Genomic DNA, 21,439 nt, shown 5'->3' on the forward strand with positions numbered 1-21,439 from the left:
GTCGGTCTCGTTCCACGAGCGGGCGCGGGTGCGTCCTCGGCAGCGCCCGCTACGCGAGCGCGAGCCGCGCCAGGTAGCCGCTCATCACGAGCCAGAACAGCGCGGCGTAGCCCTGCTCGCCGAGCTCGTCGTTGAGCCGACGCCCCAGGAACGTCCCGGCGAGCATCAGGGGGACGGCGGCGACGGCGACGCGGACCGCGTTCGGACCGAGCAGCCCCGCCTCGGCGAACACGGCCGACTTCGTCGCGTCGCCGAACAGCGACACGAGCGACGCCGCGCCGACCAGGTGGTGGCGGTCGAGCTCGAGGGCCCGCAGTGCCATGCCCTTCAACGGGCCCGACGTGCCCGAGAACCCCGATGTGGCTCCCGAGCCGAACGCGAGGAGCGGCCCGGCGGGCTTCGACGTCACCGGCGCCCGCTCGAGCGCGAAGCCCGCGATCAGCGCCACGCCGACAGCGGCGAGCACCCACGCCTCCGGGGCTGCCACGAGCAGCGTCGAACCGAGGAACGCGCCGATCGACACGAGCGCAACCACGGGCACGGCGACGCGGTACGGCAGGCGGTCGCGGTAGGCGACCACCTTGACGACGTTGTTCGCCGCCAGCAGGAGCGCGGCGAGCGCGACGCCCTCCTTCGGCCCGAGCACCGCGACCAGCGTCGGCACCAGCACGAGCGAGCCCCCCAGACCTGCGGACGCCGACACGGTGAACGAGACGAACGTCGCGACGAGGACGACGGTCATGATCGCCGGGCTCATGGGGAGACGCCGAACGATCGGTAGGCGACGGCAGGGTTCGTCACGCAGAACTCGTGGAACGCGTCGAAGTCGGTGAAGGTGGGCGGGATCGCGATCTCGCGCCCCGCCTGGTTGGCGACGGCGAGCACGTAGACCTCCGACCCTGCGTCGACGGGCCCCGGGTTCCACTGGAACTCCGCGATGCCGAAGCCGCCCGCTGGCACGTCGAGCGGCACGTCGGCACCGATCTGCGCCGTCGTGACCTCACCGTCGCCGGGATCGATCGTGACGGCGAACAGCCGCGTCTGTGCTGCGGCCGCCTGCACGTTGCCGGCGTTCGTGACGCGGAGGTAGAGGAACTTGTTGGCGTTGCGCTGCACGGTGTCGGCACCCAGCACCGGCAGGAGCTGGAACAGCGCGGCACGGCCCGCAGGGGGAATCGAGACGTTGCCCTGCGCGGTGAGCTCGGCAAGGTGCGCTCCGCCCAGCGTCGGCTCGGGACCCAGCACGTCGGTGACCGAGCCGCCGACGCGCAGCGCGACGCGCGGCACCTCGGCTCGCACGGGCATCCGGCTCTCGGCCATCGCGCGGTTGATCACGTTGCGGACCTCGCGGGCGGTGGCGAGCCGGCGGTTGCCGAAGTCGGCATTGGCGAACCGGACGTCGCGCTGCTGGGCGACCAGCATGGTCAGCGTGTTGTTCCCGGGCGGGATCACGTAGTTCTGGTTGTTGGTCCCGATCGAGTTGTTGACCATGGTGCCGGGCGGCGTGACGGGGAAGCCGACGAGGAGCTGAAGCGAGCCTCCGGTGATCGCGAACTGGGTGCCGCCGAAACCGCGAATCCGGACCGTGGTGATCGGTCCGGGTGGGGGCGTCAGAACGGCGTCGGCCTGGATTCCCAGCCCGGCCTCGGCGAACTCCCGATTGAGCGCTGACGCGATGGCCCATGCGTTGTGTGGTCCGGGAGGCGGGAAGTCGACCGGATTCGTCGGGATCGAGATGTTGAACGCCGCCTGCGGCGTCGAGATGCGGATGCCGCGATCGGTCGGGCCCGGGGGACGCAGGTCGAACGTCTCGGAGCCCGCCAGCGTCTCCGACACAGGACCGACAGCTGCCGCCCAGCCGAGGCGCTGCAGCGCCGATGCGGTGGGCGACGCGGCGACCGAGAACTGCGCGCCGTCGACGCCGCGCAGGAAGAGCTGGTGATCGTCGGCCGTCGGGGTCGTCAGGCTCTGCCGGAGTGCGATCTTGAGCTGGGTCGCGACCAGGCGTTCGACGTCGGTCACGTCGACGACGTCGGCCGGGATCGTGTCCTGTGGCGACTCGACGATGGTCAGGATGCCGATCGACGCGAAGTTGGCGATGTCGGCGGGGAAGTTGACCGACACGTGCCGCACGCGCGGCATCTCCGGCGTGACCCGGTCGGCGCCGACGTTCGTCGGGTCGGTCATCGTGTGGTCGTCGAGCACGGTCCACGCCCCCTGTGCGCCGGCGACAGGACCGAGGAGGTGGTCGACCCAGAACAGTTCGGGCAGCGGCGGTACCCCGGCCGACGTGTCGGCGTACATCGTGACGACCCGAACCCCGCTGGCCGGGAACGCACCTCTGTTGTGCACCTGGACGAACAGGTCGGCTGCCCCTGGCGTCGGGTGCTCGTCGACGATGTCCTCGTCGAAGTCGACGCCGTCGATCACCGCACCGGCGGCCAGCAAGCGCGCCGGCGCGGATCGGGTGATCTTGATGTCGGGCGATGACATCTCGGCGCGCGCCGGTACCGGCGACATCACCGAGGGCCCGATCGGCGCAGGGCGTTGCACACCCATGTCGAGCTCGTTGGCGCGGACGTAGAGCTGGACGTCCTGTGCCGGCAGCGTCCCGACGTGACGTTCGTAGACGCCTCGGCCCCACGCGCCGGCCCGCAGCATGCGCGTCGTCGGCTCGAACGCGAGATCGCGGATCCACGCGTTCGGCAGTCCCTGGTTCATCGCGGTCCAGTTCCGGCCACGATCCGTCGAGGCGAACACGCCGATGTTCGTGCCGACGTAGACCGCATCGGGCTGGGCGGGGTCGGTCTCGATCGCGTTGATGCTGACGAGGCTGGGCGGCGCCCCGGTGTCGACGATCTGCGCACCGATGTGGGTGAACGTGGCGCCACCGTCGGTGCTGCGGAACATGAACCCTGGATCGTTGGCGCCGGTTCCGAGGAACAGCGGGTTGTTGAACGCAACACCGAGATCTTGGCGCTCGCCGTAGAGCCCGACGTACACGGTGTCGGGCTCGGTCGGGTGGAAGGCGATCGCTTCGACCCGACGATCCTGGGAGACCATCGCCGGCCACCGGATCGTCCGCCAGGTCTGTCCGCCATCGTCGGACGCGAAGATGGTGCCCGCCATCGCACCCACCCACACGGTGTTCGGCCGAACCGGCGAGAACGTGATCTCCGTCGCATGACCGCCGAACGCGGCGAGGCCGTTCTGCGTCCAGTTCGCCGCACCGACGTTCAAGTCTGCGAAAGCGCCCGCCAGACCGGCGGTGGTGATCGCCTGTTGGATGATCGGCAGCAGTTCGTCGACGTAGATCGCGCCGAGGTTCTGGAACGTAGCCGCGTTGAACGTCACGGTCGCGGTGGTCGCGCCGACGGTCAGCTGCAGCGTCTGACCAGGGGGCACGTTGTACGGTTCGTTGCCCAACGACTGCCCGAGGAACCCACCTGCCGTGAGGCCGAGAGCTGCCAGGGCGGTCCCGCCGATCGTCACGCCGCCGGGCGGGTTGCCGCGGAGGCGGATCGACTTGAAGACGGCGGTCGGCTCGACCCGCACACCGTCGGTCGAGAGTGCGGTCCGCAAGGCGGCCACGAGCTCGCCGACCCGCAGGTTGGTCGGGTTGGCGAACGTGGGCGCTGAGAAGGTGACGGTCCGCATCGGCCGACCCGACACCTGAACGGTCAAGGTCATGTTGGCGGGGGGCCCGCCGGCGTTGGCGAACGCAGAGCCCCCGGCGCCAGCGCTCACGACGGGGATCCGCACGATCGCGGGCGCTCCGGGCAACGCCGTGTACGTCCCGGCCGCGATGCCGAGCCGACTCGCCGGCGCGGTCGTGAGCGCCGTGCCACCGAGGGTGATCGAGACGGGCGCCGCCGGCGCGGCGGGCGACGTCGCGATGGTCTGGATCTCGACAGCGAGCGGGCGCGCCGGGAAGGTGGGCGCTGCCGTCACTGCACCGCCGGCCTGCGCGTTGATGGTGGCGATCACCTCCGCCGCGGTGGCCGACGCAGCGCTCGCGATCGTCGGCCCCGACCTGAACACGATCGGCAGCGCGGCGCCATTGACGTTGAGCTGCAGCACATCGCCCTCGGCGAAGGCGTACGGCTCGGTCCACGGGACGAGCAGATGGGCGCTCGCACCGTTGGCCGTCGACCGCTGCGGCTCGAGCCCCAGCCCTCGGGCGCCGGCCGACTGTTGGACGGTGATCTGCGCGTTGCCGCCCACCTGCGGGGCGAAGATGTGGACGTGCGTTCCGACCGCCTCGGGGGCCCACAGCTCGCCGGTCGCCCCTCGCTGGAGCCCGTACAGCCGGTGCCACCGCGCGTTGAGCACGCGGTCGCTGTCGAAGGGGTCGCTCGCCGTGTCGGCAACGAACACGGCATCGTCCTCGGGAAGGAACCCCTGCGTCAGTTCGCGCGGCCACAACCCGTTGACCACGTCGTGGCCGGCGACCGGGAAGGTGCCGTCGAGCGCGCCGGCGAACTCGACGGCATCGATGGCTCCCTGCCACGTGGCGAGGAACCGATACGGGTCGTCGGGGTCGAAGGTGACGAAGCCGCCGTCGGCGCTCAGGGCCAGACGCCACGTCGGGCCGCCATCGGTCACGTACACGCCGTTGTCCTGGAACCCGCACGCCATCATCGTCGGGACCAACGGACTCGTCGTGAGGTCGTACATCTGTGCGGCGAGCAGCCCGGCGCTGCGCTTCTGCCATGTGGTCCCGCCCGCCGGGAGCGGCAAGATCGTCGACGGGTTCGTACCCCTGGCGACGTACGAGTTCGCCGTGTTCCAGTCGGTGCTCATCGAGATGCCACCGTCGTTGCCGACCCAGAGCTCGGGCGTGCCTGGGGCGCGCTGGATGAAGAGCGCGGCGTGGTGGTCGGCGTGATGGGCGCGATCGAGGTGGTACAGATCCGACAGCATCGCCAGGTTCCAGTTGACGTTCGCCGCGTTGGCGGTGTTGGCGTTGGTCGACGTGTACAACTCGACGAAACCCAGCGCCACGTGGTTCGAGTTGGCCGGGCTGACGGCGAGCGAGATGTTGTAGCCGCCTTGGGCCTCGTTGGGCCAGTCGACGTGAGGAGCGAGCCGTGTCCAGGCGACGCTGCTCGGCGGCGTGGCGCGGGCATTGCGCGACCGGTAGAGGCCGAGCACGGCGCCGCTGGTCGCGTCGGCGTACAGCACGTAGGCCACGTTCCGGTTCGACGGGGCGATCGCGATCTTGGCGCGGCCCGGCAGCGGCGGGTTCGGGCCGCCGGGAGGCGCGACGACCTGCATCTGGTTCGCCGCAAGCGCGAGCGCAGCCTCGACCGCGGCATCGTTGGATGCTGCCGTGGTGGCCGGATCGCCGTGCAGGGCGTTGTCGAGGCGGATGACGAGTGACCCGCCGGCCGCGCTCGTCGCAGAGCCGCGGACCAGGTAGAGGATCGGTCGCCCTGCCGTGTCGGTCGAGAAGGCGACGTCGGAGAAGTTCGTGCCGGCGGTCGCGGCGAACTGCGTCCAGGCCCCACCGCCGTTGAAGGTTCGGAAGACCCCTGCCGGTCCTACGGCCCAGCAGATGGTCGGGTCGGTCGGGTGGGCTGCACACGCGTCGAACGAGAAACCGATGCTCGGGGCGGCACCGGGTGGTCCGCTGGTCGCCCACGTCGCCCCACCATCGGTGCTCACGTAGACGCCGTCGCCGCGAATGATCTCGGCCCCGCCGGTGCTGACCTCCCCGGTCGCGACCCAGATCGTCTGCGGCGCCGACGGCGAGATGTCGATCGCGCCGACGGCCAGCGCCGCCGTGTCCTGCCAGAGCGGGAACCACGACTGTCCTCCGTCGAGGCTCTTGAACACCCCGCCGGAGGCGCCGCCGGCGTACATGATCGCGGCATTGGTCGGGTCGACCGCCAGCGCAGTCACGCGGCCGCCCACGTTGCGGGGTCCGATCGACACCCAGTTGTGGCTGCCGGGGGTCGGGGCCCGGCTCCCAGACGCGTTGGCGACCGCATCGCCCGGGAAGTTGACGGGGTCGCCGGGCGCCGGGTCGCGGTCGACCGCGAGTCGGGGCGGGCCGGGAACCGCCTCGGTGCTCCATGCCTCCTTCGTCGCCAGGTCGGCGTCGAAGGCCAGTTCGCGCAGAGAGACGTTGTCGTCGGTCATGGGCCGGGTCGGGTTCGGTTGCGGGTCATGGCAGATCGAAGAGGAATCGCATCGCGTCGGTCAGCTGAGCGTTGGTCGGCGGCGCGGTCGTGCCGTCGCGGCGTTGCACCGCCGGCGTGTACGGCTCGGCGATGGTCGCCGCGGTGTCGGTCGTGATGTCGGAGGCGACACGGAGCCACGCTCGCCAGGTCGCGATCCAGCCCATGTCGTTGAGGAGGTCTTCACCGCCCGGCACGGCGCTGCCGTAGGCGGCAGGGGCCGGGTGCGGCCGCATGCCGGGTTCGTGGTTCGCCGCGTCCGCCTTCTCGCTCACCGCGCCGCCTTCGACGAGCATCCGCCACTCGTTCAGCCGTCGCTCGTCGAGGTTCCATTGCCGGAAGACCTGGTAGACGGCACCGGGCACGTTGTTCGGGATCATCGGAAGGCCGGGTTGGTTGGCGTTCGCGCCACCCAGCGACGGCACGGCGCCGGCGGCGAACATCGCCGCGAGGTCGGCGGCGAGACCGACCGCCGACTGGTCGGTGTCGGCGAGCGAGGGACCCGGCACGAGAGCGATCGGTTGATCAGGCCGGCCGGCGGCGGCGGTCAGGCCGACCCGGGTCGCCACCTGCGATCTGGGGGCTGTCCGGAGGAGGTATGCCTCGTCCTCGGTGGTGCCGACCGCCGCGAAGTCACCGGCATGGGCATCGTGGTCGGCTCGTGTCGCTTCGTCGTCGCCCGGATCGGCGAGCCCGTGCGGGAACGCCAGGCGCTGATCCAGCGGCGGGTCGACCAGTGCGGTGTTGACGTCGACGAGCGCTTCCTCGAGCTTGATCGCGATCGCCAATCCGGTCATCTCGTCGGGGCCGAGGGTGACGACGGTGGGCGCACCGCCGTCGACCCGGAGCTGGATGGTGTGGTCGTCGTGTGCGATCTCGAGGTTGCCGGCTCCGGTCCACCAGACCTTCACGATCGCCTGGCGGTCGGTCGGGTAGCGCAGCTCGGTGAGGCTTGCCGGCGTCGCCGGCGGCACGGCTGGGTCGCGCCAGAGCGTCGACTCGTCGAAGACGGCTGCCCGAGCGGCGACCGCAGACGCAGCCGCCGCATCGGCGAGCGCCTCGATCACCGGGAACCGGTCGCTGCGGTCGGGAGCGAACAGTGCCCCGATGCCCCCCGCACCGGCCAGACCGAAGGCGGCGGCCAGGCCACCGGGCACCATGATCAGGACGGTCAGGATCGCCCAGGTGAGCCAGAAGCCCAGATCGTCGGTCAGATCCGCGGCATCGATGATCGCGGCGAAGGCCGTCGTGAGCAGACCGAAGATCGAGGGCGTGGCGTTGATCAGGTGCAGGAACGCATCGGCCCCCTCACCCATCCCGGCGGCGACGATGCCGCGGACCAGCGAGTAGAGATCGGTGCCGGTCTGGAGGCCCCACAGCGCCCAGGTCCATCCGACGCTGCCGGCGGCGGCGCTGCCGACGGTGGCCGGCGTCAGCACGATTCGTGCGAGTCCCAGCACCAGCGCCGTGATGAACGCCTCGGCGTGTTCGGGCACGTTGGCCCAGAGGTACATCGACAGCGCGAACGGCGAGATCGATGAGATGCCTGCCGCGAGGCTGTAGAGCTGGAGCGCGCCGATGGCGCCCGAGGAGCCCGTCGCCGTCAGCCAACCGCTCGCCGGGCCGAGGAACCGCCCGACGAGGAGCGACACGGGCACCGAGAGCAGCGCCGGGGTCAGGACGAGGTACCACTCGCCGGCACCCCACTGGGCAGTGACCAGATCCTGCGTCAGGAACGACACGCCGGCCGCGAGACGTTCGGCGTCCAGGTCGTCACCAGGCTCGAAGCCGTCCAGGAACGGTGCGAACCCCAACGGCGGCGAGAAGCCGTACGTGGTCGTGAGCGCCTCGAGGTACCCGTCGTACAACGCATCCGGGATCTCGCGCTCCGGCGGCCACCACCGCTGCCACGATGCGGCGCCACGGGTTGCGCCACCGAAGAGGTTCCTCACCGCAGCCCGGCCGGCCTCGGTGACGGCGGCGGGCCCGTGACGATCGTGCCGCCGGTCGTTCACGTCCGCGCGAAGGCCACGCGCGATCGGCCCGACGATGAGATCGGTGGCGACGGCGGCGAGCATGCCGCCCGTGAACGCGTCGATGTTCGACCGCTCGTCGGCGTCGGTGGTCTTCTGCCGCCCCCGCTGGCCGACTTGGAGCGCGAACTCGGTCGAGGGGACGATCACCTGACTGAAGTTCGGGTCGGGGGACCCGCGACGCATCGCACCGGTCATCCACACGGGGTCGCCGGTGAAGTACTGCGCGTAGCTCGGCCATTCGAACGCGGTCGTGCCGAGCATCGCGTACGTGCCGACGCCGTTGCCGATGCGCAGGCTTGCGGGCATCGGGGCCTGGTCGGCACCGGCGAGCATGTCGCGTGCGCGCTCGATGAGCGCGAGCATGCGTTGGTCGGTGTCCTGGAAGGTGACCGCGTCGGTCAGGTTCGCCGCCGCCCCGCCGATCCGTGCGTCGTATCGACCGGCTGTCGCCTTGTCGCGCAGCGCGCTGCCTGCCTCGCGAAGGCGCTTGTGGGCCAGTGCGACGACGGCACTCGGGAGGATCAGGTCGCTCATGTCAACCTCCCACCGACAGGCTCACCGAGGCGCTCGCGCCACCGCCCCCGGCCAGGTCGGCGGCGTCGGGGAGCGCATCTTGGAGCCGCTTGATGGCCACGGCCAGGTCGTTCAGCCCGCCGCCCAGCTGGGCCGCGATCGCATCGAGGGCGAGCAGTAGCGGGTCGAGGAGAGCCCGGATGTCGAGAGCGCCCAACGCATCGACGATCTGGTCGTAGATGTCGGTGACGGGCGCGAACAGCACCGTCGGCCGCAGCGCCTCGGAGCCTTCGGTGATCGCGTCGGTCATCGCGGTGACCGCGGCCTCGACCGGCGCCAAGGGGTCGAAGCCGGCGAGCTCGGCCTGCAGCGCCTCGATGCTGGTCAGCAGGTCGCCGAGGACGGCGCTGGGGCGGATCGCATCGATCGCGCCGAGCAGGTCGGCATAGATCGCATCGAGCTCGTCGGCGACGAACCCGATGTCGATCGCGGCCAGCGCAGCTTCGACGTCGGTGACGATCTCGCGGGCCGGTTGCAGGACGCCGTCGGAGGCGAGCGCGGCCAGCCGGTCGACGAACGAGCGGATCGCGTCGAGCAGCGGCTCGAGCACGGTGTCGGGCGACAGGGTCGCGAGCAGCTCGGCGGCGATCTCGCGTGGCGTCTTCCCGGACGGGTCGAGCCCGAACCGTCCGAGCAGGGAGCGCACCCAGTCGCCGATCGTCGACAGCGGGCGCAGCGCGTCGCGGAGCGCGGCTGCCACGGCGTCGACGATCAATCGTTCCGAGCCGGCGAGGCGGTCGAGCTCGCTCGCCGCGGCGTCCAGCGCGTCGGCGTAGTGCGCGGCGGCGTCGGCGAAGGGGCCGAGCAGCTCGGTCGGCGAGGCCGCGGTCACCTCGATCTCGACGCTGAGCCGGAGCAGGCTGTTCTCGGGGAGTGCCTCGATCTGCTGCACGAGACCTCGATGGATCGGCGCCAGACCTGCGACGAGATCGGTCAGGTCGACCTGCCGCACCACCTCTGCGAGCTCACCGATCCGTCCGGCCGGTCCGGTGAGGCGGGGCTGGAGCACCGACGGCTCGCCACGGATCCACGCCGAGACCGTGTCGTACGTCTCGGGTCGCGCGTCGATGCCGGCGCTGCGCAGCAGGCCAGCGATGGCCGCGGGGACCACGCCGACGCCACGCGACGGCCCGGCGACGTCGGCGACGATGCGGTCGAACGCTCCCGTGAACAGGGTCGTGAACTGGTCGGGGTCGAGCCGCCCGACCCACTCGTCCACTGTCGCTTCGGCCTGGTCGAGCCAGCCGTGCAGCTCCTCGATGTGGAGGAACTCGGTGATCGCGGTCCGGACCTCGTCGATCTCGGTGACGACCGGCGCGAGCAGGGTCGACGGCTCGTACGGCGCGAGGGCTTCCTGGACGTCGTCGAGGGCCGCATCGATCGGGTCCAGCAGATCGGATCCGAGATCGAAGCCACCGATCGCGTCGCGGACGGGAGCGATCGCATCGTCGAGGGGTTGCAGGATCGCGGTCGGGTCGATCGCTCGCAGCGTCTCCAGGAACGGCTCGTAGACGTCGGCCTCCAGCTGTTCGATCGGTGCGCCGGGGTCGACGGATTCGAGGAATGCGATGACCTCGGCGTAGGCCTGCTCGATCTCGTCGAGGACGGTCGTGTCGAGCTGATCCAGGATCTCGGCGAGGCGGGCGTTCAGGACGTCGGCGACGTCGCGCTGCACGTCGATCTGCTTGATCGGCTCGACGGCCTCGGCGAGGTCGGCCTTGGCGTCGTCGGGAAGCAGACCGAGCGGCACGGCGCCGACGACGTCGGCGGTCGTGTCGACGATGTCGATGGCGGTGTCGAAGAACGGCCGGACCTGCGCCTTCTCGAGGGCGGTCGCGATCGGAGCGATGCCGGCCTCGAGCGTCGCTTGGAGGTTGGCGAGATCGAGCGCGTCGAGGGCGGCCTGGATCCGTCCGAACGCCCCCGACACCAGGTCGGCAGCGGTCTGCATCGAGGTCCGCACGGTGTCCATCGCGGCCACGACGGCGTCGCTGGCGCTCTGGATCGTGGCCTCCGCATCGCCGATCAGCCCGGTGACGGTGTCGATCACCGCCTCGATCGGCTCGAGCACGGTCTGGATCTCGGCGATCAGCGGGCCGAGGTCGACCGCCTCGACCAGTTGCCGGACGGTGGCCAGCGCGCTGCTGATCGCGACGACCACCTCGTCCGCCGCCTGGCGAACCGTGTCGACGAACCCGAGCACCGGCTCGAGACCGCCGACGAGCCCACCCGCGAGCACGGCCGGGTCGAGCTGATCGATGCCACTCGCCAGCGCGCCGACCTGGTCGCGTGCGAGCTGCCAGAACGCATCCAGCGAGTCGGCTGGGTCGGGCAGCGGGGCGTCCAGCAGCGGGCGACACCATTCGACGATCTGTTCCGACAGCGCCCGGATCGGCGCCGTTCCCGACTCGCTGAGCAGCGCGACCGCCGCGTCGAGACGGGCGGCCACCCCCGGGACATCGATGCCGACGAGCGTCGCCTGGCCGAAGCCGAGCCCGCGGGTGAGCGCCTCGGCGGTGAGCCGGACATCGCGAGCGAAGTCGACGATGACCGGGGCGACGATCGCCGTGAGATCGGGATCGTCGGGGTCGATGCCGACCAGCAGGTCCGCCGGGTCGCGGAGCCGCCAGGTCTCCAGGCGGCCGACGAGCGCCGACAGCTCGGTCGGTTCCATCATCGAGAGCACGAGTGCGGCACCGTCCGCGGCGTCGCGCACGGCTGCCTCGACGGCCATCAGGCCGCCGAGTTGCACCACCAGCTCCTTGATCGCGGCGCCGTGTGATCCGAGCTCGCCGAACACACCGTCGAGGTCGAGACCGCCGGGGACGGCGCCGCCCAGGAGATCGATCATCGTGCGAACCGGTCCGGACGCCACGCCGTCGGTCACCGCCCGGATCCGGGCCTCGATCGCGTCGAGGCCGGTCCCCTCGATGTCGCTGCCGAGCTCGCCGACGGCCGCGAGGGCGTCGATGTCGAGCTCGGTCAGCTGACGCCCCAGATCGATCGCAGCGGTGAGCGGACCGATCAGCTCGTCCAACAACGGGACCTCCACGCCGACCGCGGTCAGGCCGTCGACGATCGCCGCGACGGCGTCGCCGATCGTCGCAGTGCCGATCCCGTCGATCGACGCCGCCGCGTCGGCGATGGATGCGCCGTCGAGGTCGATCGCGGGCACGTCGATCGCGCTCAGGTCGCCGCCGAGACCGTCCACGGTGACGTCGAGGTCGAACCCCCCGTCGCCGAAGTCGGCCTCGAGCGTTGCCGCCAGTGCCATGTCAGCGCACCAGCCGGCTCAAGTCGACGCCGGGCATCGATGCGACCGACGGGGTGTTGGCGAACGGACGCCGCAGGATCGTCACCGGAGCGTTCGGGGTCGTGACCATCATCATGAGACGCATCAGACCGCCGGGCGCCAGCGGTCCGTTGCCGCCGAACAGCGGCGCCGTGGACGACGAGACGAGGCGGCGGTCGGGACCCACCAACTGGTTGCAGTCGACGTCGACGCCGATGAAGGTCGTCATCTCGACGATCGTGCCGCTCACCCGCTCGACGTCGTCGCCCACGATGCGCCAGCGGAGGATCGTGTCCTTGACCTCGACCGTGCCGCGGAGAACGACGGCCGGGCTCGCCGGGGCGTTCACGCGCATCGTCACGGTCATCGCGAGGAACAAGGCGTTCTGCGGGACGAGCGGCGTCAGCACGTCGCTCCAGCTCAACTCGAGGTTGCCGAGGATCGACAGCGCCTCGTCGGCACCGATCGGCTTGCGCGGGTCCCATGCCGCGCCCTCGAGCACGACCAGGCCCTGCAGCGAGTCCGGCCCCGGTTCACCGCGGGGCCCCGGCGGTCCGGTCTCGCCCCGATCGCCTCGTGGACCGGGCTGACCGGTCGCACCGGTCCTGCCGCGCTGCCCCTGCGGTCCGATCTCACCGCGCTCGCCCTGCTCGCCCCGCGCACCTTGCTCGCCGCGCGGTCCTGGTTCACCCTGTTCGCCCCGGGGCCCGGGTTCGCTGCGCGGCCCCGGTGGACCCACCTCACCCTGCGGACCTTCGGGACCGGGCTCGCCGACGGGGCCACGCTCCCCCGCCGGACCGGTCTCGCCCTGCGGACCCGCCGGGCCGACGGCACCGCGCCTCCCCTGCGGACCGGGTGGGCCGACCTCGCCCTGCGGACCGGGTTCGCCGCGTGCGCCTGGGTCTCCTCGCTCGCCCGCCGGACCGTCGGGACCGGGCTCGCCGCGCGGGCCAGGCGGACCGGCGGGGCCCTCGGGGCCGGCGGTGCCCTGAGGACCTGCCTCGCCGACCGGGCCGCGAGGCCCGGCGGCACCTTCCGGGCCGGGAGGTCCGACCCCACCGGCCGGGCCGATGTCACCTCGTGGCCCCGGCGGGCCCTCCTCACCGGCGGCGCCGGCCGCACCACGCTCTCCGGCGGGGCCCGCGGGACCCATCTCACCCGCCGGGCCCGCCGGTCCCGGCGGGACGACCGGCCCGGGCGGGCCGACGGCACCCTGCTGACCTGCCGTCCCCGGCGCGCCGGCGGGGCCCCGCTCGCCGGCGGGTCCCGGAGGCCCGGCGGGACCCTCGGGACCGGCCGGGCCGGCTTCGCCGGCGGCCCCGGGAGGACCCGCCTCACCGGCTTCGCCGGCGGGGCCTGCGTCACCTCGCGGGCCCGGCTCGCCCTGCGGGCCCGGCGGGCCTGCCGGTCCGGGCGGGCCGTCCGGACCGACGTCGCCGGCCGGTCCGGGTGGGCCGGCCTCGCCGGCGGGTCCGGCCTCGCCCTGGGGACCCGGGGCTCCCGGTGGTCCGGCCGGCCCCACGGCTCCGCCGCCTGCGTCGAGCAGCTGGCCGTCGAAGCGCCAGCGACCCGCCCCGTCCTGGTAGTGCTCGCCGGTGTGGCCGTGACGACTCGGCGCGACGAAGAGCATCGGGTCCTGGGTCACGGTGAGGTCGCCGTCGATACGTTCGATCGTTCCGATCGAGAGCGCGTCGGGGGCGCTCGGCTCGGCATCGTCGACCACCGAGACGAGCGTCGTCGCGAACACGATCGTGCCGACGTCGCCGAAGCGGCTCACCGGGTCGTCGTCGATCTGCTGCGTGAGCTCGACTCGGAACGGGCCGTCGCCGTCGGGCACGGGCACGGTCGCACCCTCCTCGATGCGCAGCCGCTCGCCACCCGGTGTGAAGCCCAGGCCCGGCGTCAGGCTCACCGCCGATCCGTCGGTCTCGAGCCGGAGGCCGTAGCCGATCTGACCGACGCCGATCACCGTCCGCAGGTCACGCACCGCTTCGGCCAGCGTGTCCTGCAGATGGGCCAGGTGTTGCGGGGTGACCCGCAAGCCCTCGACGAAGTTGCTGTGCTGCGCCAGAGTCATCGAACTCACTCCTCGTTGGGCGTGTAGAAGACACGGACCCGGTCGAACGTGTACGTGCCCGCCGCGGTCGCCAGGACGTCGACGCGCAGAGCCGGCACGTCGCCGAGGCCCTGCTCGTCGGGTGTGATCGCCTGCTCGCCCAGATCGACCACGAACTGCTGCCCGGCGGCCGGCGGATCGGCGACCACGGCGATGTCCGACCGGTCGCCCACGTTGAGCGTCACCGACCCGACCGGGTTCTCGGCAGGTGGTGTGCCGATCGCGCGCACCATGGCGTCGAGCGGCGGGAGCTCGGCGGGCGCGGAGAGGCTCCGGTACGCGCCGCTCGCCGATTGCCATCGGAGCAGCGTCCGCGACTCCGCCGCCAGCGCCGCTGCGTCGGTGGTCGCGAGCAAAGCGGTGCCGCGTGCGGGCTGGAGCGCGATCCACACGTCGCCGCCGTCGAGCTCGACGGGTTCGGTCGTCGTCATCGTGACCCACTGCACGACGCCGTCGGTCGACGGAACGATCACGGGGTCGAACGCGACGTCGCTGATCGACTCGCCGGGCGTCGGCACGTGCGCTCCCTCGACGCCCCGTCGCAGCTCACCGGCGAGCTCGACCTCGGCATCCGTGGCGATCGCGAGACGTACGCCGTCGAGCTGCTCGAAGCGACCGGTCAGGGCGACGGGCAGTCGCACGAGCACCGAGCGGCCCCCCACCAGTTCCACGGTGGCGTCCGGTGAGGCGGTCGGGCCATCTGCCGGAAGGACGCGGGTCGTGCCGACGTCCGCGCTGACCGAGAGCTCGAGCCGCCGGACCTGGGCGGAGGCGGCGTCGGGGAGACCGGCGAGCGGCAGATCGAGGTGCCAGCGCCCCTCCGACGCTCGTTCGGCCCGCCGGAGGGAGCCCTCCGGGAAGCCGACCTCGTGCACGTGCAACACGTCGACGTCGATGAGCTCGAGCTCGAGGTCGGCGGGCATCGTCGACGTCAGCTCGACGTGAACGGGCACGCTCGCCGATGCGACCGCCGTGGCGACCGCGCCGGTGATGTCGATCTCGGCGTCGACGTCGTAGTCGCTGTCCGGAGCGGCGGGTGTCGCGACGCCCCCCGACCAGGCCCGCCCGCCGTTGACGGTGAGATCGATCGTCTGCGGTGGCGACGGCAGGGTGGCGCGCCAGCCGTCGGCGATGGCCGACGGTGCGACCGGCGCCGGGAAGATCAGCTGCAGGCGTTCGGTCGCCAGCTCCTCGAAGGTGGCGATGTCGCGTGGGTAGCTGAACGAGCTGCCGGTCCACGGCGCGTAGTCCACGTCGACCATCGACGGCGACGCGGCGACGAAGTCGCGCGAGAGGCTGGCGATCGTGCGAACTCCCTTGAAGTCGACGATGATCTCGGTCGAGTTGCCGGTCGCCGAACCGGCGGCACGCACCTCGGCGACGTCGCGCAGCGGCACCGTGCCCGGCGCCCGCGCCCTCACCCTGGCCCGGACGCTGCGCACCAGTGCACCCGCCGGTACGGCCAGGTCCTCGAACCGCAGCAGGACGGCGGTGCCCGTGGGCTGGTAGATCAGGTAGGGCGTGCCGTAGTACCCGTGGACCGTCGTCTCCACGTAGGCGATGTCACCGGTGTACTGCGTCGCCACGATGCTCCCGTCCTCCTGCCGATCAGCGGGCGAACGTGTAGGCGTGCTGCCACGACACGAACAGGTCCTCGACCGTCTCCCCCACCTGGTCGGAGACGTTGAGCTCGTTGTCGGCCGCGACTGTCTTGATGATCTCGACGTCCTCCGGCGACAGGTCCGCAGGGCTGCTCCGCCGGCTCAGCATCCGGTTGACCTCCACGTTGTTGCCGACGTAGAGCTCGTAGACGGAGGCCATCGTGTCCTCGTTGAGGCCGACGTGACCGCCCTGGAACACCTTGCCGGGCACCTCACTGGCCGGCGCCAGCACCAGGTTCACCGCGGTGCCCTGAGTGACGACGGTGCCCGCCGGGATCGACTGCGAGACCACCTTGTTGACGATCTGCGGTCGGCCACCAAAGAAGTCGTCGAACACGCTCGTGTCGACCTCGAGGACCGGCACGGCGAAGTCGTCTCGCACCACGTTGGCCTTCTTGGCGCTCTCCCCGAGCGCGATGAACACCTCGCTCGGTTGGCTCTCGGCAGCGCGAAAGCGATCTGCGAACGCCCCGAAGCTCTCGGTCTCTCGGAAGTTGAAGTCGCTCATGGTGTTGCTCCTCGTCGTTTCAGATGGTGCGGGTCGTGGTGGCGCCGACGCGGAGGCCGAGTCGCTCGAGCACCTCGACCACCTCGTCGTAGGTGAGGCCGATCAGGCTCGGCATGGTGACCGTGCTCGTGCGCCGGACGGGTGCTGCGACGACGAGCCGGACGTTGCCGCGCGCTGGAAGCACCTCGCCCGCATGGGGCAGCTGGACGAGGACCGGGCTGTCGGTCTGGTCGGCAGGGACGTCGAACGGTGAGATCTCGCGACCCGTGGTGTCGATCACCCGCTCGATGTCGACCCCGAGCGCTGCGAGCTCGCGGATCGCCTCGCTGATGCTCGTGCCGAACAGGTCGGGCACGGTGGCCCCGGCCGGCGTCATCTCGACCACGAGCGTCTCGGTCAGCGGCAACTCGACGTCACGCGCCTCGGTGACGAAGCCCGCCGCAGCGACGTGGATGCGCCAGTTGCCCGGCGCGACCCCGACGACGCTGTAGGTCTCCCGGGGTCCGAACGGCGGGATCGCCGGGACCGGGTTTCCCTCGCCCAAGGGCTCGGCGACGACGATCGCGCCGGCGACCGTCGCGCCGCCCGCCGTCGGCTGGATCTCGGCGACGCCGGTGCCGATCGCGAGCACGGCGTCGAACAGGTCGTCGACGCCGTCGACGACCTCGTTCCATCCCTGGGCGGTGATCGGCTCGCCGGGAACGGCCGGGGTGATCGCTGGCTTGGTTAGGGGCATCTCGTCGCTCCGTTCTGGTCGGGGTCGTCGGTCATGGCGTGGGTTGTTCGATCTCGTCGGTCCACAGTGCGGTGCCTGCGACGACGATGCCGAGCCCGTCGTCGGACTCGAGGTCGCGGAGGAGTCCCGTGCCGAGCACCCAGCGCTCGTCGGCGTAGCGCACGTACAGGTGCACGCCTGCGGCCCGGTAGCGGTCGAGCCGGAGGCGGATCTGCTCGGCCACCGTGACGGGTGCATCGGCGTCGAGCTCGGCGAAGCGGCGAGGGAGCCACAGCCGGGCCGCGAACGCCTCGCGCTCCTGCCAGGTGAACCCGACGTGGCCGGACGGTGCGCTGGTGCCGGCGTCGTCGGGGTGGAACACGGCGTCGTCCCAGATCCCGGCGAACGGGAGCGGCACGGCGGTCAGGTCCACGGCCGGCACCTCGCCCTCGGCCACGCGCCGGGTGCCGAAGTGTCCGACGCCGACCAGGAACGCCCAGCGGGTCTCGCCGACCCGCAGCTCCGGCGCCGTCAGGTTGCCGGCGGCGTGCGGGAAGCTCGCGGTGCGATCGAAGGCCTCGGCGTACGGGATCGGCCGGGACCACGTCCCGGACCGATCACCGAAGCGGTCCGGGTCGTCTGCGTCGGCGAACACGAAGTCGCGGACGTGTTCGGCGTCGTGCGCCGCGAACACGCCGCCCTCGAAGCCGTGGCACTCCCGCGTGACCGCAGCGCCGTCGAGGGTGGCGACGCCGACCGACTCGAAACGCAGCTCGGCCCCGTCGGGGACCGTTCCGGTGTAGGCGACGCCCACACCGCTGTCGATGTTGACGACCATCGGCGCGTGCGTGCGCTCGCCGATCCCGACGACACGGACGGTCACCGGGACCGGCTCCCAGCCCGAGCGCGTCACGAGGAACCGATCGGCGTGCGAGCGCTCGACCGGGTCGATCTCGGCCGTCCGGAACGGGTTGTCCTCCAGAGCGACCAGATCCGGCAGCGGCGCCACCGGTTCGGAGAGGGGGCCGGCCGTCGCCGGGTCGTCGCTCGGCGGCCGGGGCTCGTCGAGGACGAGGAGATCGGTGCAGCGGGCGATGTGCCAGTAGCCGTCGTCGCTGTGGCCGATCTCGTCGATGCCCAGCGCGAGATGGCTGGCTGCTGCGGTGAGGATCGCCGACGTCGTGCCGTTGCCGACCTGGTGCACGCGTACCAGATCGGCGACGTGGCGCTGCATCCGGTCGAGCTCGTTGCCGTACCGGCGCTGGGCGCCGACCGCGGCGCCGAGCCGCTGATCGGCGGCGACGTCATCGGGCTCGCCGTCCCACGCCGGGAAGACGTCGGCGCCGACATTGAGCGTCGCCGGTAGCGCCGCCCGGGCGTCGGCCGCGGCGGCGGTGCCCGGTTCCCGGGTGAGCGCGTCGGCGATCGCAGCACAGGCCGCGAGTCGCCGTCGGAGCACCTCGAACTCGCTCGACCGCAGGTCGTGGAGCCCCGCGTGGTGCAGCACGTCCCACTCGGTCTCGCCGTCGAGGAGACGATGTGCCTTGCGAATCCGCCCGACCTCGCTCGAGCGCCGGTCGAGCTCGAGCGCGAGTTGATCGACGACCTCGGCGAAGACCTTCGTCGCGTCGTCGACGGCGAGGTGGTGCGGGAATCGCTCGAGGACCGCCCTCGCTCGCCCGGTCAGGGTCGCCGTCACGTCACGAACCCCCGTCGACGACACGTCGCACCGAGACGACCTGGTCGGGCTGGAGTGTGATCGTCACGTTCGGCTTGCTCACGCGCAGGCCCTCGTCGACGAACTCGGCGGTGTAGTCGATCGCGGTGACCTCGTACGTCTCGGTCGCGGTGAGTGCACCCAGCAGCAGTGCGGGGGTCACCGTGAACGGCGGCGGTTCGCCACCCGGCGGCGTCTCTGGCGCGAGGGTCGGGATCAACACCGCGAGACGCTCGTGGATGTCCTTGATGGCGTTGGCGCGCTGCGCGACGGGGTCGCCTTCGGCGGCAAACGAGAGCAGGTTGAGATCGGCCGTCACGTCGAGTGAGACGAGCGCGCCGCGGAGCGTCACGTCGAGCTCGACCAGCTCGACGCGGGTGGTGACCGGCACCGGGTGCACGTTGCTCCGTCGAGGCGGTTGGCCGATCTGGTAGACGTCCACGACGGCGTCGTAGACGCCGGCGATCGACATGAGGTCGGCCACGAGGCGGTTGTAGATGAGGGGCTCGCCGAGGCCCGGTGCCGACACGGCATCCTCGATGGCCGTCTCCGCTGCTGCGACGAGCGTCTCCTTCTCGGCTGCCGTGAGGTTGGAGCTGGCCGGTGTGAGCCCGGCCGTCACGCCGATCGGGAAGCGATTGGCGGCGATGTCGTCGGGCGCGACAGGTGCCGTCTCCTCGGTCGAGTCACCGCCACCTCCGCCACCGGGACCGGGGTCGGGCGTCACGGTCGACACCACCGGGAGGTCGTGCAGCACCCGGATCCCCGCCGGGCGGTGGGCCTCGATCCGCTCGGCCGCCACCCGAGCCGCATCGTCGTCGAGGTCGGCGGCGATCGTCATCTTGACGACGCCGGGGAACTCGAGGTGGTCCTCCTCGATGAGCACGTCCTGCTCGCGGACCCCGTCGACCGATGTGACGGCGCCGAGCAGCGCATCGACGGTCGAGCGACCGCCCGTCTGGAGCGCACGTGCGATCCGTCGGCGGAGCTCGTCGTCGGTCTCATTCGCCGAGAACGCCAACGGCTGCGGGTTCGTCGCGCCCGTGATGCCGAGGATCGGCCGGTGGACCACGGTCACGCTGTTGGCGGGAGCGATCCCGGCGCCGCCGGAGACCAGCGCTCGGACGGGCACGGCGACCGACAGCGTGCCGGCTCGCAGCGTCGCATCGACCGTCGTCTCGACGGTGACGGCCGGCGCATCGGCGGTCGACAGCAGCGTGCCCTCCACGATGGCGATGTCGGCGGCCGCCGGCGAGCCGCGCGAGAAGACGACCTCGCCGGTGGCGAACTCCTGGGACCGGCGGGTCAGGCCGACCAGAGCGGCGAGCTGGTCGAGATCGCGGCCGCCCGCCGTCTCGATGAACGCCGCGCGGTACACGGTGTCGAGCTGCAAGGAGACGACGCTGAACTCGCGGGCGAAGCTCTCGGCCAGCGTGCGCACGATGCTCCCCGGATTCCGATCGGTCAGCCGGGGTGGCGCCTGCGGGTCCGGTGTCCGCTCGTAGCTGGCCCAGAAGAGCGTGCCCCGATCGGGCCAGGTCGCGCCGGCCGACGGCGTACCGTCGGGATCCTCGCGCCACACGATCGTGCCGTCGACGACGTCGAAGTCCTGCTCGGGCACGAACCGGTGAAACTCCCCGTCGAGCAGGCCGTGCACGCGCACGGTCGCCGCGACGACCGCCGTCCCTGCGCCGAGCCGGAAGGGCCGTTGTTCGACGAGGTTCCGGAACGACTCGCGGGTGACACCGCCGGTCAGGCCCGAGACGAGGTCGTCGACGAAGACGCCGTAGGGTTCGGCCGCGAAGCTCACGATGGGTCTCCCGTCTCGAGTGAGAACGGCACGACGAGGTTGAGCGGCTGGTGTTCGTCGATCAGGCGGACCGTGAGCTCGATCCGCACGAGATCACGAGCCGGCTGGTGCCCGGCAGCGACGGTGCACTGGATCACCTCGGCGATGCGGGGCTCGTGGCGCAGCGCCTGCAGCACGTACAGCTTGATCAGGTTGCGGGTCCGCTCGACGTTCGGCTCGCCGATCAGCTCGTGGTGGCGCGAGCCGTACTCCGGATGGCCGAGCGGTGCGAGCTCGCCCCGTTGCGTCTTGAGCCGGTTGGCCAGCAGCTGCGTCGCAGCCGGGATGCCGTCGATCGTCGCGATGTCGTTGGCGGGCATGAGACCCCCACTCGTCGTGCGGACCGTGGCCAGTTCCGCGTCCTCGAACATGCCGGCGGTCTCGAGATAGCGGAGCTCGAGGTCGCGGCCGAGCCGTCGTTCGAGGAGGTCGAGCTCGGCGATGCTGCGACGACTCACGGCGCGTTCCCGTCGATGATCGTGGGCGCCGCGGGCGGCCCGAGGATGGTCATGATCCCGCTGCCCGACGGGATGTTGTCGCCCATCCGCACGAGCGCCTGACCGTCGATCGTGACACCCGTCGACGCGCCGACCGAGCCGATCGGCAGTGGATAGGGCACGCCGCTGACCGAGTTCACCATGGTGCACACCGATCCGGTGACGGCCAGCTGCATCCCGTTCGCGGTGGCGGTGACCTGGGGGATCACGGTGATCACCCCGGTGTCCGGGGGTCCGGCGGCGCCCGGCGAGACCGTCACGGTGCAGCCGATGGAGACAGGAGGACCGGACAT

12 protein-coding genes are annotated in these 21,439 nt (G+C 71.6%); all 12 read right to left on the bottom strand.

All coding sequences use genetic code 11. The annotated features are described in order from the left end of the window. Positions 1-49: 49 nt before the first annotated feature. Genes QNJ12_RS07135 through QNJ12_RS07190 form a run of 12 tightly spaced genes read right to left on the bottom strand, consistent with a single transcriptional unit; the run spans position 50 to position 21,439 of the window. Positions 50-757 (bottom strand): sulfite exporter TauE/SafE family protein, encoded by a 708-nt coding sequence (locus tag QNJ12_RS07135; RefSeq protein WP_300620838.1) that lies wholly within the window; start codon positions 755-757, stop codon positions 50-52. After that, on the bottom strand, positions 754-6,144 hold the full coding sequence (locus QNJ12_RS07140; protein ID WP_300620841.1) for a hypothetical protein: 5,391 nt from the start codon (positions 6,142-6,144) through the stop codon (positions 754-756). Before QNJ12_RS07140 ends, QNJ12_RS07135 begins: the two co-directional genes overlap by 4 nt. A gap of 25 nt (positions 6,145-6,169) precedes the next feature. After that, positions 6,170-8,752 (bottom strand): hypothetical protein, encoded by a 2,583-nt coding sequence (locus QNJ12_RS07145; protein ID WP_300620844.1) that lies wholly within the window; start codon positions 8,750-8,752, stop codon positions 6,170-6,172. Position 8,753: 1 nt separating this feature from the next. Next, a complete protein-coding gene (locus QNJ12_RS07150; RefSeq protein WP_300620847.1) occupies positions 8,754-12,065 on the bottom strand; it encodes a hypothetical protein in 3,312 nt (1,103 codons plus the stop codon). A gap of 1 nt (position 12,066) precedes the next feature. Then, positions 12,067-14,160 (bottom strand): hypothetical protein, encoded by a 2,094-nt coding sequence (locus QNJ12_RS07155; RefSeq protein WP_300620849.1) that lies wholly within the window; start codon positions 14,158-14,160, stop codon positions 12,067-12,069. A gap of 5 nt (positions 14,161-14,165) precedes the next feature. Then, positions 14,166-15,785, bottom strand: coding sequence for a hypothetical protein (locus QNJ12_RS07160; RefSeq protein WP_300620851.1), 1,620 nt, complete (start codon positions 15,783-15,785; stop codon positions 14,166-14,168). A gap of 22 nt (positions 15,786-15,807) precedes the next feature. Then, a complete protein-coding gene (locus QNJ12_RS07165) occupies positions 15,808-16,368 on the bottom strand; it encodes a hypothetical protein (protein WP_300620854.1) in 561 nt (186 codons plus the stop codon). Positions 16,369-16,387: 19 nt separating this feature from the next. Next, entirely contained in the window at positions 16,388-17,104 is a 717-nt protein-coding gene (locus tag QNJ12_RS07170; RefSeq protein ID WP_300620857.1) for a PASTA domain-containing protein, read from the bottom strand. Between the two features lie 31 nt (positions 17,105-17,135). Continuing rightward, positions 17,136-18,782: a hypothetical protein gene (locus QNJ12_RS07175; protein WP_300620859.1), complete on the bottom strand. Its 1,647-nt coding sequence runs from the start codon at positions 18,780-18,782 to the stop codon at positions 17,136-17,138. 1 nt (position 18,783) lies between these two features. Then, complete coding sequence (locus QNJ12_RS07180) at positions 18,784-20,610, bottom strand: baseplate J/gp47 family protein (RefSeq protein WP_300620862.1); 1,827 nt, start codon at positions 20,608-20,610, stop codon at positions 18,784-18,786. Continuing rightward, positions 20,607-21,107 carry a GPW/gp25 family protein gene (locus QNJ12_RS07185; RefSeq protein ID WP_300620864.1) on the bottom strand — a complete coding sequence of 167 codons (501 nt, stop codon included), beginning with the start codon at positions 21,105-21,107 and terminating at the stop codon, positions 20,607-20,609. Before QNJ12_RS07185 ends, QNJ12_RS07180 begins: the two co-directional genes overlap by 4 nt. Further along, a complete protein-coding gene (locus QNJ12_RS07190) occupies positions 21,104-21,439 on the bottom strand; it encodes a hypothetical protein (protein ID WP_300620867.1) in 336 nt (111 codons plus the stop codon). The genes QNJ12_RS07185 and QNJ12_RS07190 overlap by 4 nt, the downstream gene beginning before the upstream one ends.

Source organism: Ilumatobacter sp. (assembly GCF_030065885.1).
Classification (GTDB): Bacteria; Actinomycetota; Acidimicrobiia; order Acidimicrobiales; family Ilumatobacteraceae; genus Ilumatobacter.